We start from the raw sequence: 12,863 nt of genomic DNA, 5'->3' as shown, positions 1-12,863 counted from the left end.
TGGCCGCGAAGCCAAGGGGCCGGACGGCCCCGCCCGGCGTTTGAGGGTTTTTAGTTGGGTCCGAGGAAGACGGACTTGTACGTGCCCTTCTCCCGGCTGCCGGTGTCGGACAGCTGGAAGACCAGCGGGGTCGAGGCGGCGGTCAGCGTCCCCGCCGGCACGGTCACGTAGACGCGGTAGGTGGCGACGCTGTCGGGCGCGGCCTCCAGGGTCAGCGCCTGCGCGGCCTCTTCCTTTTCGCCGGCGACGCTCAGCGCGGTGCCGGGGATGCCGGACAGCATCAGGTCGTAGCTGCGGTTGTCGCGGGTCTTGTTGGTGATCTTGAAGGTGTAGGCGTTGCGGATGCCGCCGTCCTTCAGGGTCACGAACAGCGGCGCGCGGTCGCGCAGCACCGTCACGTCGAGGTGCGAGCGGTTGCCGAAGACGAACAGCATGGCCGTCGCCACCACGCCCATCACCGCTGTGTAGATGATGGTGCGGGTGCGGATCACCGGCAGCTTGTACGGCGCCTTGGCCGCCTGCGCGCTGGTCTGTGCCATGGAGGCGAACTGAATCAACCCGCGCGGGCGGCCCATCTGGTCCATGATGCGGTCGCAGGCGTCCACGCACAGGCCGCAGTTGATGCAGTCGGCCTGGGCGCCGGTGCGCACGTCGATGCCCATCGGGCAGACCTGGACGCACTGCGTGCAGTCGATGCAGTCGCCGAAGCCGCGCTCGGCGCGCTGCTCCCAGTTCTCCGACTTGCGCTTCGGCCCGCGATTGTCGCCGCGCCAGTCCTGGTAGGTGACGACCAGCGAGTGCTCGTCGAGCATGGCGGTCTGGATGCGCGGCCACGGGCACATGTACATGCACATCTGCTCGCGCGTCCAGCCGGCCATGACGTAGGTCGAGGCGGCGAACAGGCCCAGGAAGGTCAGGGCGTTGCTGGACAGGTTCAGCGTAAGCGCGTCCATCGCCAGCGTCGGCGCGTCGGTGAAGAAGGCGCACATGCCGAACGCGGAGACGACGGAGATCAGCTGCCACACCGCGTGCTTGCCGGCCTTGCGGGCGACCTTCTTCGCGGTCCAGGGCGTCTTCTCCATGCGGATGCGCTCGGCCCGGTCGCCCTCGAAGAACGCCTCGACGCGGACGAACAGGTCGGTCCACACCGTGTGCGGGCAGCCGAAGCCGCACCAGATGCGGCCCGCCAGCGCGGTCGCCAGGAACAGGCCGACGGCGGCGAGGATCAGCACGCCGGTCAGGTAGTAGATCTCCTGCGGCCAGATCTCGATGCCGAAGATGAAGAAGCGGCCCTGCTCCAGGTCGAACAGCACGGCCTGGCCCGGCGCGTCGGCGCCGCGGTCCCAGCGGATCCACGGCAGGACGAAGAAGATGCCCAGCAGCACGGCCACGGCGGCCCACTTCAGCGTGCGGAACCGGCCCGACACCGCCTTGGGATGGATCGTCTTATGGTTCTCGTACAGGCTTGTCGCTGAGGCGGGCGGGGGTGCGCTGCCGTCGGGCATGGGGTTGGCCTTCGTCCATAGGATGTTTATTTTGCGGCGCACCCTAGTCGAAGCGCGCGCGCGTGTGTTTGACCGGGATCAAACTTCCGGTCAAGTGCGACGCATGAACGGCGCGGCACCCATTCCCCACCTGCATCGCACGGCCCTTGAAAGTCTTGGCGCGCGGTCCAAAAGCGCTCGCCGCCCCCGAGTTCTTGACGGAATTGGTGTTTCCATTTGACGGGGTGGTCCCGGGTGCGGCTTGACGAGGATCAAGATGGCCGCGAGACTCCGGATCTAGGGTTTCCACCGCAACCGTTCCCCGTGAGGTTTCCCATGCTGCAGGAAAAGGTGCGCGACGCGTTGCGCACGGTCATCGACCCGGAGATGGGCATCGACGTGGTGGAACTCGGCCTCGTCTACGGCGTCGAGGTGGCGCCGGACAACGCGGTCGCCGTGCGCATGACCATGACCTCGCCGGCCTGCCCGCTGGGCGAATTCCTGCGCGAGAGCGCCGAGTGCGCGATCCGCGACGCCGTGCCGGAAGCCCCGGCGGTGGACGTCGCCCTGGTGTTCGACCCGCCCTGGACCTCCGACCGCATCTCCGAGACCGCGCGCCGCCAGCTCGGCTGGCCGGAGGCGTAGCGTGGCCGCCGCCGCCACGGTCCCGGCCTCGGCCGCCGCGCTGCGGGCGCGGCGGCTGCCGCTGCTGGCGCTGGGCTTCGTGTCGCTGCTGGGCGGCGTGCTGGCCGGGCTGGCGCGGCTGGGACTGGCGGTGCCGCTGCCGCACCTGGATCTTGCGATGCTGCACGGGCCGCTGATGGTCTCCGGCTTCTTCGGCACGGTGATCGCGCTGGAGCGCGCGGCGGCGCTGGGCAGGCGCTGGATCTTCGCCGGGCCGCTGACGGCCGGGTTGTCGGGTGCGCTGCTGGTGGCGGGCGCGCCGCCGCTGCTCGCGGCCTTGCTGATGACCGTCGCGTCGGGCGTCCTGCTGGCCGCCGGTGTCTGGGTGTGGACGCGGCAGAAGGAGGGCTTCACCGCCACCATGGCCGGCGGGGCGGCGTGTTGGCTGGTTGGCAACGCGCTGTGGCTGCTGGGCGCGCCGGTGAGCGCGGCGGTGCTCTGGTGGGCGCTGTTCCTGGTGCTGACCATCGCCGGCGAGCGGTTGGAGCTGAGTCGCTTCCAGCCGCCGAACCGCTGGGCCGGGCCGGCCTTCGCAGCGGCGGTGGCGATCCTGGTGCTGGGGGCCGCGGTCGCCGTGGCGGCGCCGGAGGCTGGGTTCCGCGTCGCCGGGCTGGGGATGCTGGCGCTGGCCGGCTGGCTGGCCCGATTCGACGTGGCGCGGCGGACGGTGCGCGGCAGCGGCCTGCCGCGCTACGTGGCGGCCTGCCTGCTGTCGGGCTACGCGTGGCTGGCGGTCGCCGGGGCGGTGGCGCTGGCCGGCGCCGACCCGACGGGCGGGCAGTACGACGCCGTGCTGCACGCGCTGTTCCTCGGATTCGTCTTCGCCATGGTGTTCGGCCACGCGCCGATCATCCTGCCGGCGGTGCTGCGCCTCGCCGTGCCGTTCGCCCCGCGGCTGTACCTGCCGCTGGCGGCGCTGCACTTTGGAGTTGCGCTGCGCACCATTGGCGTGCTGTCGGGCGAACTGGCGGTGCGGCAGTGGGGCGGGCTGGCCAACGCGGCGGCGCTGGCGCTGTTCATCGTGATGACCGCCCACACCGTTCTGGCGAAAAAAGCGCCGGCCCGCCGGATTCCTTGATAACCGTCAAGGAACGCGGGGCGCGGCACGCTATAGTCGCCGACCAAAGCGTGTCGTTGTGCCTGGCCACGACCGTGGCCTGGCTTCCAGGGAATCACTGAAGCCCCGCGTCCTGCGACGTGGGGCTTTTTTCGTTCGCCTCTATGCGTATGGTGCACTGTTAACAAGCGTATCCCGGCGATATGATGGCCTGGGGAGTGAAAGTTAGAGAAAGTCAAAAATCATGCGGCCTAGGGATCTAGAGACCATCCGTGCCCTTCCGTGTTTCGAGGAACTTGATGATGAGCAACTGACCGCCGTCGCCACCGGCAGCCTGTTGCAGCGCTTCCCGCGCGAGACGGTGCTGTTCGAGCAGGGCGAGCGGCCGGATTTCCTGCACGTGCTTGTCGAGGGCTCGGTGATGCTTTACGGCGGCACGGCCGAGGGGCGCGAGACGGTGATCGAGATCCTCACGCCGGTGGACACCTTCATCCTCGCCGCGGCGCTGACGGACACGCCCTACCTGATGTCGGCGAAGGCGCTGGAGCCCTCGACCATCCTGATGCTCCCCGCCCGCAACCTGCGCGAGCAAATGGCGACGCAGCCGAAGCTGGCGCTGGTCATGATGGCGTCGCTGGCGGCGCAGTTCCGCCGCATGGTGCGGCAGATCAAGGACCTGAAGCTGCGCACCTCGACGCAGCGCCTGGCCGCCTATCTGATGCGCCTCGCCGTGCCGGCGGAGGATGGAGTGAAGGTGGAACTGCCGGTCAACAAGCAGGTGCTGGCGAGCCGGCTGGGCATGACGCCGGAGAACCTGTCGCGCGCCTTCGCCACGCTGGCCGAGCAGGACATCCAGATCAAGGGCCGCACCGTGACGGTGGGCAGCATCGAGCGCCTGCGCGCCTACTGCAATCCCGACACGCTGATCGACGACGTGGAGCGCGACCTGAAGGTGGTGCTGGATTGATTTTTCCCTCTCCCGGGACGGGAGAGGGTTAAACCGCCGCCTCGCTCCGGTTCCTGACCATCGCGTCCGCCGCGTCCGGCGTCAGGGGCCGGGCGAAGTAGTATCCCTGGGCGTAGTCGCAGGACAGCGCCCTGAGGTGCTCGGCGATGGCGGCGGTCTCGACGCCCTCCGCCACCACGTCGAAGCCGCAGGTGTGGGCGACGTCGATGATGGCGCGCAGGATGGCGTCGCCCTGGATCGAGTGCTGGAGGTCCTGCAGGAACGACCGGTCCACCTTCAGCGAATCCACCGGCAGCCGCGTCAGGTAGCTCAGGGACGAATAGCCCGTCCCGAAATCGTCGATGGCCAGCCGCACGCCCATGCGCTTCAGGGCGTCGAGCGCCTCCAGGCTGCGCTCGCCGTGGGCGATCACCGCGCCCTCGGTGATCTCCAGCTTGAGGAGCTTCGGATCGGCGCCGGTCTCCTCGAGGACGCGCGCCACCTCCTCGATGAATCCCGCTTCGCCCAGCTGCACCGGCGACAGGTTGACGCTCATGAAGGGCGCCGGGTCGGTTCCATGGTCCAGCGCGGTCCACGCCGCCAGCTGCCGGCACGCCTCGGCCAGCACCCAGCGGCCGAGCGCGACGATCAGGCCGGTGCTCTCGGCCACGGGGATGAATTCGACGGGCGGGACGTTGCCCAGCTCCGGATGGGTCCAGCGCAGCAGCGCCTCGAACCCGCGCAGCCGTCCGCCGGACAGATCCACGATGGGCTGGTAGGCGAGCCACAGCCCGCTGTTCTGCTCCAGCGCCTCGCGCAGGTCATGCTCGACGCGGGTCTGGCTGACCAGGCGATCGCGCAGGCCCGGCTCGAAGCGCACCCAGCGCGCGCCGCCCAGCTCGCGGGCGTGGAAGGCGGCGATCTCGGCGTCGCGCAGCAGGTCCTCGGGCGTGTGGTCCGCGCCGCCGACGGTCACCGCGCCGATGCTGGCGGTCAGGTGCACCGGGCCGCCGGCGATGCCGCGGGTGCGGCGCAGCAGCGCGGCGATGCTCTCCACGTGCGCGGCCAGGGTCGCGTCGTCCGGGGCGCCCTCCAGCAGCAGGCCCAGCGCGTCGTCGGTGACGCGGGCCAGCCGCGCCTTGCCGACGAAGCTGCCCATCAGCCGCGCTGCCAGCCCGGCCAGCATGGCGTGCGCGAACTCGTGCCCGAAGCTGTGGCGCAGCTTGGAGAAGCGGTCGAGGTCGATGCACAGCAGCGTCGCCGGCTTGCCCGCCGCCAGCGTGTCGCCCAGCGTGCGCAGCATGCCCTGGCGGTTGGCCAGCCCCGTCTCCTGGTCGCGGTAGGCGAGGTCCATCAGCTCGCGCTCCATGCGCTTGCGGTCGCTGATGTCGCGGATGCTGGCGACGAACAGGCGGCCGCCGGACGCGCTGGTCTCGCTGACGGTCAGCTCCACCGGGATGCGCCAGCCGTCGGAGCGCATCGCCTCCACCTCGAAGCGGCGGCCGATCACGCGCTGCTCGCCGGTTTCCAGGTAGCGGCGCAGGCCGGCCTGGTGCGCCGGCACCAGCTCCGGCGGGATGAGGATGTCGGCCACGTCCCGGCCCAGCACGTCGGCGCGGCGGCGGCCGAAGATGCGCTCGGCGGCCGGGTTGAACTCGACGATGCGGTGCCCGCCGTCGATGGCGACCACGCCGTCCAGCGCGCCGTTGACCACCGCCGCCTTCAACGCCTCGCTGGCGCGCAGCTCGTCCTCGGCGCGGTGGTGCTCGGTGATGTCGTGGACGAACACGGCGTAGCCGTCCAGCCGCCCGTCCGGCATGACGTTGGGCGTGTGGACGCGCCGCACGAAGCGCCGGCCGCGCCGCGGGTAGTCGACCCACTGTTCGACCTGGGACGTGTTGCCGGCCAGCGCCGCCTCGACCGCCGAGCGCAGCTCGCGGTACAGCCGCTCCCCCAGCACCTCCGGCGCCGCCATGCCGACGATGGCGTCCGGCGCGAGGCCGACGAAGTCGCAGTAGGCGCGGTTGGCATAGCGGTAGCGGCGGTCCGGCCCGACCAGCGCCACCCGCATCTCGGCCGTGTCCAGCAGCCGGCGCATCTGCTCCAGCTCACCGAAGGTCGCGGCCGAACGGCGGGGGGCGGACGGCGGGCGTGGCGGGTCGGGGGGCTTGTCCGACACTGCTGCCATCGCCTCGTCCTCCACCGGAAGGGTTACGCCGTCATACGCTCGTGTGAGCCAATGTACGCCGCACCGGCCGTGTCATGGAAGAATCCGTTTGCCAGCGGCGCATCGGTCACAAGCCCGGCCAGTTCGGCGGCGAGGTCGGCGCCGTCCCGCTCGCCGTCCAGCACGGCGCGGAAGCCCTGCGCCACGCGCACCATGTCCACCGTGTGCGGCGACAGGCGGAAGCGGCCGACGCCCAGGCGCTGCAGCTCCGCGATCTCGGCGGCGAGGCAGAGGTAGGTGTGCGACATGGTCTGCAGCCCGTTGACCGCCAGGAACGGCTGCTCGTCCAGCGTCTCGACGCCCAGGCCGTCGTGGTCCTGCCCGCAGACGAACTGGCAGCCGTCCTTGTGCAGCCCGTGCACCCGCGCGTGGTAGCAGCGCGCCGAGATGGCGAGCGGCACCCGGCCGAACACCTGCACCTCGGTCTCCATCCCCAGCCGCGTGGCCTCCTTCGCCAGCGTGGCGACCGAGTCCGCCGGCATCTCCGCACCCAGCGACACCGAGGTGGCGCCGCGCGAAGCAAGCCAGCCCAGCGTCGCCTCGTTGTAGACGTTGACGAACGGGCCGACGGCGTGCGGCTTGCCGGCCAGCTGCGCGACGGCGCCGAGGTCGTTGGCCTCGACCTCCAGCTCGCCGATCTCGACGAGGTCGCGGACCGCCTTGCGCTCGCGGTCGGTGGTGACGAGGATCGGGCTGGCCAGCACCACGCGCTTGCCGGCGGCCGTCAGCCGCTCGATCACGTCGGGGATGGCGTCCTCGAAGAAGGGCGTCCGCTTCGAGCAGACCACCTCGCCGAGGTACACGACGTCGAGCGGCGCCTCGTCGGCCATGCGGGCGTAGAAGTCGCGCCACTGGTCCACCGGCCAGTTGAACAGCACCGGGCCGAGGGTGAGCAGGGAACGAGTTGCCATGATGTGTGCTCTCCTCAGCGCCAGGACTTCTGGTAGGCGCCGGCCGTCTCGCGGGCGCCCTCCACCATCGCGTCCAGGTCGACGTTCGGCACCGTGCCGTTGCGCTCGAAGGCGTCCAGCGCCTTGCGGTAGGTCTGCACGACCGAGGCGATGTAGGCCTTGCCGCGCTGGCGCCCCTCGATCTTCAGGGCGTGCACGCCGGCCTTCTTCAGCTCCGGCAGCAGCTGCAGGGCGTTCAGGCTGGTCGGCTCCTCGAACAGATAGCCGGCGTCCGCGCCCTGCGCCGCGAAGCGGCCCTTGCACAGCGTCGGGTAGCCGGCCGGCTCGTCGGCGCCGAACACGTTGATGGTGAAGTCGCCGAGGCGCGAGATCAACTCGCTGCCGCGCGGCTCGTAGCGCACGTGGCTGGCCGGCGAGCAGACGCCCTGCTTGTTGGGCGACAGTCCGGTGGCGTAGCTGGACAGCGAGCAGCGCCCCTCCGCCATCGGGCAGAGGCCGCCGAACACGAACACCTCCACCTCGACTCCGGTCGTGGCGGTCAGGCCCTTGATGTCGGCCACCGTCAGCACGCGCGGCAGCACCACGCGCTGCACGCCAAAGGCGTCGCGGAACAGCGTCACGGCTTCCGCGTTCGCCGCCGACGCCTGAACGGACAGGTGCAGGCGAAGATTTGGATGCCGGCGCGCCGCGTAGTCGAGCAGGCCGAGGTCGGCCAGGATCACCGCGTCGGCGCCCAGGCGCGCGGCGTCGTCCACCGCCTTGTGCCAGGGGGCGAGGTTGCCGGCGGTGGGGTAGGTGTTGATGGCGACGAACACCTTGCGGTCGCGGGCGTGCGCGTACCGCACCGCCTCGCCCAGCTCCTCGCGGGAGAAGTTGAGACCGGGGAAGTTGCGCGCGTTGGTCTCGTCGCGGAAGCCGCAATAGACCGCGTCGGCGCCGGCGTCCACGGCGGCGCGCAGCGCGGCGGGGGTGCCCGCCGGGCAGATCAGCTCGAAGGCCATGTTGCTCAGATCTCTTGAACGGTGCGGGAAGGGCCGGATCGGGAAGAACGTGGGGCAGGGGCGGGGGTGGCGATGCGGCGTTCCAGCGCGTCGAGCCGGCCCATGACCGGGGCCAGCAGCAGGGCGCGCGCGCCCTCCAGCATGCCGGTCAGGCGGGCGGCCTCGCGGCGCAGGCGCGGCACGGCGTGGCGGAACGGGCCCGCGATGCCGGCGAGATCGGTGACGAGGTCGATGTCCTCGCCGTCCAGCGCGTTGCGCAGGCCGACCACCAGGGCGGTGTCGCCCTCGATGGAGAGCGTGCGCCGGAAGAACAGCGCGTCGCCGTCGATGCGCCCCTCCAGCAGGTCCATCAGGTGGACCAGCGGGCCGCGGATGCCGGCGTCGGCCGGCGCGTCCTTGGCGGCGACGCGCAGCTTCGGCTGCGGGCCGACCGACAGCAGGAAGGCGACGGGCTGGTCGACGGGATCGATCAGCACGGCGGCCTCGCGCATCTCGGCCATCGCCTCGAAGGCGCGGCGGTGGCGGTACGCCAGCGTGCGCAGGACGCGGTCCAGCACCGGCGCGGTGACGCCGTCGCCCAGCCGGGCCGCAGCGCGCAGCGCGACACCGGCCAGCATGGCCTCCATCCGGCGGACACCGTCGTCCGCCGACGCTCCAGAATTCCGTTCCAACATGCTTGGCGCTTTCCCCTTCGCGACCAGCCAAAGGCAGTCTTCGGCAGCCTATCACCAGTCGTGGGGAATACTCGGCCGCACCTGCTGTGTCCATCCTTGACCGCGGTCAAGAGGCATTTCGCCGCGCCCCCCTATCTTGTCGGCAACCGGCGCTCCGCTGTGTCCGACTGTTCTGGTTTTTCGCCGGATTCGCGCGCTGGGATTGACCTTCGTCAACGCTAGGGGGGTGTATGCTGTCCCCTGACATGGCCTTCGGGTCGCGGGATCGGCTGCTGCCGGCGTCCGTGCCGTTCCGCTTCTTCGCGGCGGCGCTGGCGTTCCATCTCGCCGGCTGGCTGCTGCTGGCGCTGGGCGGCGACTCGCTGGCCGGGTCGCGCGGCGGCCCCGGCACCGTGATGGCGGCGCTGCACCTGTTCACGCTGGGCACGCTGGCGACAACCGCCATGGGCGCGTCATACCAGTTGCTGCCCATGGCGACGATCCGTCCGGTCGGCTCGGTGGGCTGGGCGCAGGCGAGCTTCTGGCTGATGGTGCCGGGCGTCGCCTTGATGGCCGCCGGGCTGGCGACGCTGAGCCACACGCTGGCGTGGATCGGCGGCGGGCTGACGGCGGCGGCGCTGGTGGTGTTCGCCGCGCTGATGGCCGGCAACCTGCGCGGTGCCAACCAGATGCCGGCGGTGCGGGCCAGCGCCTGGGCGGCGTTGGGCTGCCTGGCGGCGATGGCGACCCTCGGGCTGACGCTGCTGGCCGACCTGCGCTTCGGCTTCCTGCCCGATCACCGGGCGCTGACCGGCGTGCACCTGGGGCTGGCGCTGTTCGGCTTCATGGGGATGCTGGTCGCCGGCTTCTCGAGCATCCTGGTCCCGATGCTGACGCTGGGGCAGGCGCCGCCGGTGCGCAGCGGACTGGCCACCGCGGCGGCGGCCGGCGTCGGGCTGGCGCTTCTGGTGGCGGGCGTCTTCGCCGAAGGGCGGATGCTCACCGTCGGCGCCGTGCTGGCCGGGCTGGTGGCCGCGGCGCTGCACCTCCAGGCCATGGAGGGGGTCATGCGCGGGCGCATGCGCAAGCGGCTGGGCGTGCCCTTCCTGATGATCCGCGCCGGCTGGGCGATGCTGCCGCTCAGCCTCATCGTCGCGCTGTCGCTGGCGGCCGGGCTCGATCGGCTGAACGCGCCGACCGTCTTCGTCATCCTGGCGGTGGGCGGCTGGCTGATGACCTTCCTGTTCGGAGTCCTGCAGCGCATCGCGCCGTTTCTCGCCTCGGTGCACGTCACCATGCCCGGCCGCCGGCCGCCGCTGGTCTCCTCGCTGGCGCCGGAGGGCCCCACCAAGGCCCACGCCGCGCTGCATCTGTCGGCCATCGCGCTGCTGGTGCTCGGCAACCTCGCCGATATCGAGTGGATCGCGCGGGTCGGCGCGGTGGCGGGCGTCGGCGCCGCCATCGCCATCATCGTCTTCGCCCTGCAGGTCCGTGCCCGCGCGCTCAAGGCGCTGCACGCCGCCCCGCCGGCTCCCCGCTCCCGCACACCAGGAAACGTTGCATGCTCCACGTGAACTCGCGCATCGGCCAGCTTCTCCACGCCGACCATCTGACCACCCTCGGCACCTTGCAGGAGCTGGAGGAGCTGTTGGTCGGCCAGGGCGCCACGCCCCCCGACCTCGCGAAGCCGGCCGTGCGCGCCGCGCTGGAGACGCTGGTCGCGGTGGTGAAGGGCGAGGTGAGCCGCCACTTCGGTTTCGAGGAGAACCACCTGTTCCCGGTGCTGGCCGATGCCGGACAGATGGGCATGACGATGCTGCTGATCTCGGAGCACCGCGCCATCCTGCCGGTGGCCGAGGTGGCCGGCGAATTGGCCGGAGCGGCGCTGGCCTCCGGGTCCTTCACGCCGGAGGACTGGGCCGAGTTCCGCGAGGCCGGCCTGGAGTTCTGCGAGCGCGAGCTGTTCCACATCCAGAAGGAGGAGATGGGCCTGCTGGCCGCCGTGGCGGCGCTGGTCGGTCCGGACGAGGACGCGCGGCTGGCCGGGGTGTTCGAAGGGCTGCACGCTGGGGGGTGATGCCGCTGCGGCCTCCTCCCTAACCGATCCCCGCCACCACCGCGGCGTACCGTCCCGCCTTTCCCACCGTCACCAGCAGCAAAAACAGCCTGAGGTCCACCCGCAGGATCCCGGCGACCAGCGTCAGCGGGTCGCCGACCAGCGGCAGCCAGGCGAACAGCAGGCTCCACACGCCGAAGCGCCGGAACCATGCCGTCGCCTTCTCCACCTGCCGCGCGCTCACCGGGAACCAGCGCCGGTCCTGGAAGTGCATCAGATAGCGCCCCAGCACCCAGTTGATCGCCGAGCCCAGCACGTTCCCCGCCGTCGCCACCGCCAGCAGCAGGCCCACGTCGTAGGATCCGGACGCGCTCAGGCCGGCCAGCAGCAGTTCCGACTGCGCCGGCAGCAGCGTCGCCGCGACCAGCGCGGCCAGGAACAGCCCTCCATAGGCGGTCACGTCGCTCATGCCGTCAGGCGGTAGTCCAAACCCGGGCTTCCTGTCCAGCGCGGAACCGGGCAACCTTCATCCGGGCGGTCTGTTGCGCGTGCAGACCCGTGAAGGAGAGCGTGATGCCCGACATCCTCATCCTCGCCGACGATCTGTCCGGGGCAGCCGATTGCGGCATCACCTTCGCCTCCGTCGGGCTGGACACGGTGGTGCTGCTGGACCAGCGCGGCGCGCTGCCCGACGCCGACGCGCTGGCGCTCGACCTCGACACGCGGCGCCTGCCGGCCGGGCCGGCGGCGGCGCTGGCCGTGGACGCGGTGCGGCTGCTGCACACGCCGGGCTCGCCGCTCTACAAGAAGATCGACTCGACCCTGCGCGGGAACTGGGCGGCGGAGACGGCGGCGATCCATACGGCATTGGTGGCGGGCGGCGAGGCACCGTTGGCCGTGGTGGCCCCGGCCTTCCCGGCGACCGGCCGCACCACGCGTCAGGGCCGCCTGCTGGTCGAGGGTACGCCGCTGGAGGAGACGGAGATCTGGCGCCGGGAGGGCATCCCCGGCGTCGCCGACCTGCCGGCGCTGCTGCGGGCGGCGGGGTTGACGGTGGCGTTGGCCGACCTCGCCCTGATCCGCCGCGGCGGGGAGGCGCTGCGTGCGGCATTGGCCGGCTGGCTGGAGGAGGGCGTGAATGCGCTCGCCTGCGACGCCGAGAGCGAGGAGGATCTGGCGGCGCTCGCCCGCGCCACCGCCGCGGTGCGGCGGCGGGTGTTCTGGGTGGGATCGGCCGGTCTGGCGCGGCATCTTGCCAGCGCGCTCGGGCTGGCGCGGGAGAGCGCGTTGCCGGTGCCCGCGATGCCCACGCCGCCCGATCCGGTGCTGACCATCGTCGGCAGCCTGTCCTGCGTCGCCCGCGCCCAGGCGAAGGAGCTGGCGGCGCAGCCCGGCGTGCGCCGCCTGAGCATCGCGCCGCCGGTGCTGCGCCTCGGCCCGGGCACCGCCGAGTGGGGGCACGCCGAGCAGGACCTGCGTGAGGCGCTGGGGTCGGGCGACGACCTGCTGCTGACCATGGAGACCGGCGATTCGCCCGATATCGGTGCCGACCTCACCGAGGGGCATGCGCTGGCGGTGGCGCTTGGCCGCTTGGTGCACGAGCAGGCACCGCGCATCGGCGGCCTCGTGGTGGCCGGCGGCGAGACGGCGCGCGCCGTGCTGGCGGCGCTGGGCATCAACGCCATCCGCCTGTTGGGTGAGGTGGAGCCCGGCGTGCCGCTCGGCCTGGCGGAGGGGGCGCGGACCCTGCCAGTGATCACCAAGGCCGGCGCGTTCGGCTCGCCCGACACGCTGGTGCGCTGCCGCGAACGCCTGCGCGCCGCCGCCCCGCACATGCCATAGGA

Annotated in this window: 12 protein-coding genes; 6 read left to right on the top strand and 6 right to left on the bottom strand. The window is 71.6% G+C overall.

The window, feature by feature from the left end:
- Positions 1-50 precede the first annotated feature (50 nt).
- On the bottom strand, positions 51-1,505 hold the full coding sequence (ccoG, locus tag ACRWK7_RS17170) for a cytochrome c oxidase accessory protein CcoG (protein ID WP_431857486.1): 1,455 nt from the start codon (positions 1,503-1,505) through the stop codon (positions 51-53).
- A 315-nt stretch (positions 1,506-1,820) separates the two neighbouring features.
- Between ccoG and ACRWK7_RS17165 the strand changes: the two genes are divergently transcribed.
- The 3 genes from ACRWK7_RS17165 to ACRWK7_RS17155 all read left to right on the top strand — a co-directional run bounded on the left by ACRWK7_RS17165 (position 1,821) and on the right by ACRWK7_RS17155 (position 4,192).
- A complete protein-coding gene (locus tag ACRWK7_RS17165) occupies positions 1,821-2,129 on the top strand; it encodes a metal-sulfur cluster assembly factor (RefSeq protein WP_431857485.1) in 309 nt (102 codons plus the stop codon).
- Position 2,130: 1 nt separating this feature from the next.
- The gene (locus ACRWK7_RS17160; protein ID WP_431857484.1) at positions 2,131-3,246 is read left to right on the top strand and encodes a hypothetical protein; all 1,116 of its coding nucleotides are present in this window, start codon (positions 2,131-2,133) and stop codon (positions 3,244-3,246) included.
- Positions 3,247-3,469: 223 nt separating this feature from the next.
- The gene (locus tag ACRWK7_RS17155) at positions 3,470-4,192 is read left to right on the top strand and encodes a cyclic nucleotide-binding domain-containing protein (RefSeq protein ID WP_431857483.1); all 723 of its coding nucleotides are present in this window, start codon (positions 3,470-3,472) and stop codon (positions 4,190-4,192) included.
- A 28-nt stretch (positions 4,193-4,220) separates the two neighbouring features.
- Here the strand turns inward: ACRWK7_RS17155 and ACRWK7_RS17150 are convergent, their stop codons facing one another.
- The 4 genes from ACRWK7_RS17150 to ubiT are packed head-to-tail and all read right to left on the bottom strand — an operon-like array spanning position 4,221 to position 8,927.
- Positions 4,221-6,359 carry a putative bifunctional diguanylate cyclase/phosphodiesterase gene (locus tag ACRWK7_RS17150; protein ID WP_431857482.1) on the bottom strand — a complete coding sequence of 713 codons (2,139 nt, stop codon included), beginning with the start codon at positions 6,357-6,359 and terminating at the stop codon, positions 4,221-4,223.
- 23 nt (positions 6,360-6,382) lie between these two features.
- Complete coding sequence (ubiV, locus tag ACRWK7_RS17145; protein WP_431857481.1) at positions 6,383-7,309, bottom strand: ubiquinone anaerobic biosynthesis protein UbiV; 927 nt, start codon at positions 7,307-7,309, stop codon at positions 6,383-6,385.
- Positions 7,310-7,323: 14 nt separating this feature from the next.
- Entirely contained in the window at positions 7,324-8,310 is a 987-nt protein-coding gene (gene ubiU / locus ACRWK7_RS17140) for a ubiquinone anaerobic biosynthesis protein UbiU (RefSeq protein WP_431857480.1), read from the bottom strand.
- A 5-nt stretch (positions 8,311-8,315) separates the two neighbouring features.
- Positions 8,316-8,927 (bottom strand): ubiquinone anaerobic biosynthesis accessory factor UbiT, encoded by a 612-nt coding sequence (ubiT, locus tag ACRWK7_RS17135; protein ID WP_431857479.1) that lies wholly within the window; start codon positions 8,925-8,927, stop codon positions 8,316-8,318.
- 287 nt (positions 8,928-9,214) lie between these two features.
- Between ubiT and ACRWK7_RS17130 the strand changes: the two genes are divergently transcribed.
- Positions 9,215-10,537, top strand: a complete 1,323-nt coding sequence (locus tag ACRWK7_RS17130; RefSeq protein WP_431857478.1) for a hypothetical protein — start codon at positions 9,215-9,217, stop codon at positions 10,535-10,537.
- Positions 10,525-11,040, top strand: coding sequence for a hemerythrin domain-containing protein (locus ACRWK7_RS17125; protein ID WP_431857477.1), 516 nt, complete (start codon positions 10,525-10,527; stop codon positions 11,038-11,040). Before ACRWK7_RS17130 ends, ACRWK7_RS17125 begins: the two co-directional genes overlap by 13 nt.
- A gap of 19 nt (positions 11,041-11,059) precedes the next feature.
- Here ACRWK7_RS17125 and ACRWK7_RS17120 read toward each other — a convergent pair whose 3' ends face one another.
- Complete coding sequence (locus tag ACRWK7_RS17120) at positions 11,060-11,488, bottom strand: YqaA family protein (protein ID WP_431857476.1); 429 nt, start codon at positions 11,486-11,488, stop codon at positions 11,060-11,062.
- 104 nt (positions 11,489-11,592) lie between these two features.
- On the opposite strand from ACRWK7_RS17120, the gene ACRWK7_RS17115 reads away from it, so the two are divergent.
- On the top strand, positions 11,593-12,861 hold the full coding sequence (locus ACRWK7_RS17115) for a four-carbon acid sugar kinase family protein (RefSeq protein ID WP_431857475.1): 1,269 nt from the start codon (positions 11,593-11,595) through the stop codon (positions 12,859-12,861).
- The last annotated feature ends 2 nt before the right edge of the window (positions 12,862-12,863 follow it).

The organism is Azospirillum sp. (assembly GCF_050789165.1).
This window is presented reverse-complemented; position numbering and strand designations above follow the sequence as displayed.

Bases quoted from the DNA above. Each gene is read 5' to 3' on its own strand.
- ubiV (WP_431857481.1), bottom strand. From the start codon at position 7,309: ATGGCAACTCGTTCCCTGCTCACCCTCGGCCCGGTGCTGTTCAACTGG.
- ubiT (WP_431857479.1), bottom strand. From the start codon at position 8,927: ATGCTGGCCGGTGTCGCGCTGCGCGCTGCGGCCCGGCTGGGCGACGGC.
- ACRWK7_RS17150 (WP_431857482.1), bottom strand. From the start codon at position 6,359: ATGGCAGCAGTGTCGGACAAGCCCCCCGACCCGCCACGCCCGCCGTCC.
- ccoG (WP_431857486.1), bottom strand. From the start codon at position 1,505: ATGCCCGACGGCAGCGCACCCCCGCCCGCCTCAGCGACAAGCCTGTAC.
- ACRWK7_RS17130 (WP_431857478.1), top strand. From the start codon at position 9,215: ATGCTGTCCCCTGACATGGCCTTCGGGTCGCGGGATCGGCTGCTGCCG.
- ACRWK7_RS17155 (WP_431857483.1), top strand. From the start codon at position 3,470: ATGCGGCCTAGGGATCTAGAGACCATCCGTGCCCTTCCGTGTTTCGAG.
- ACRWK7_RS17120 (WP_431857476.1), bottom strand. From the start codon at position 11,488: ATGAGCGACGTGACCGCCTATGGAGGGCTGTTCCTGGCCGCGCTGGTC.
- ACRWK7_RS17125 (WP_431857477.1), top strand. From the start codon at position 10,525: ATGCTCCACGTGAACTCGCGCATCGGCCAGCTTCTCCACGCCGACCAT.
- ACRWK7_RS17115 (WP_431857475.1), top strand. From the start codon at position 11,593: ATGCCCGACATCCTCATCCTCGCCGACGATCTGTCCGGGGCAGCCGAT.
- ACRWK7_RS17165 (WP_431857485.1), top strand. From the start codon at position 1,821: ATGCTGCAGGAAAAGGTGCGCGACGCGTTGCGCACGGTCATCGACCCG.
- ubiU (WP_431857480.1), bottom strand. From the start codon at position 8,310: ATGGCCTTCGAGCTGATCTGCCCGGCGGGCACCCCCGCCGCGCTGCGC.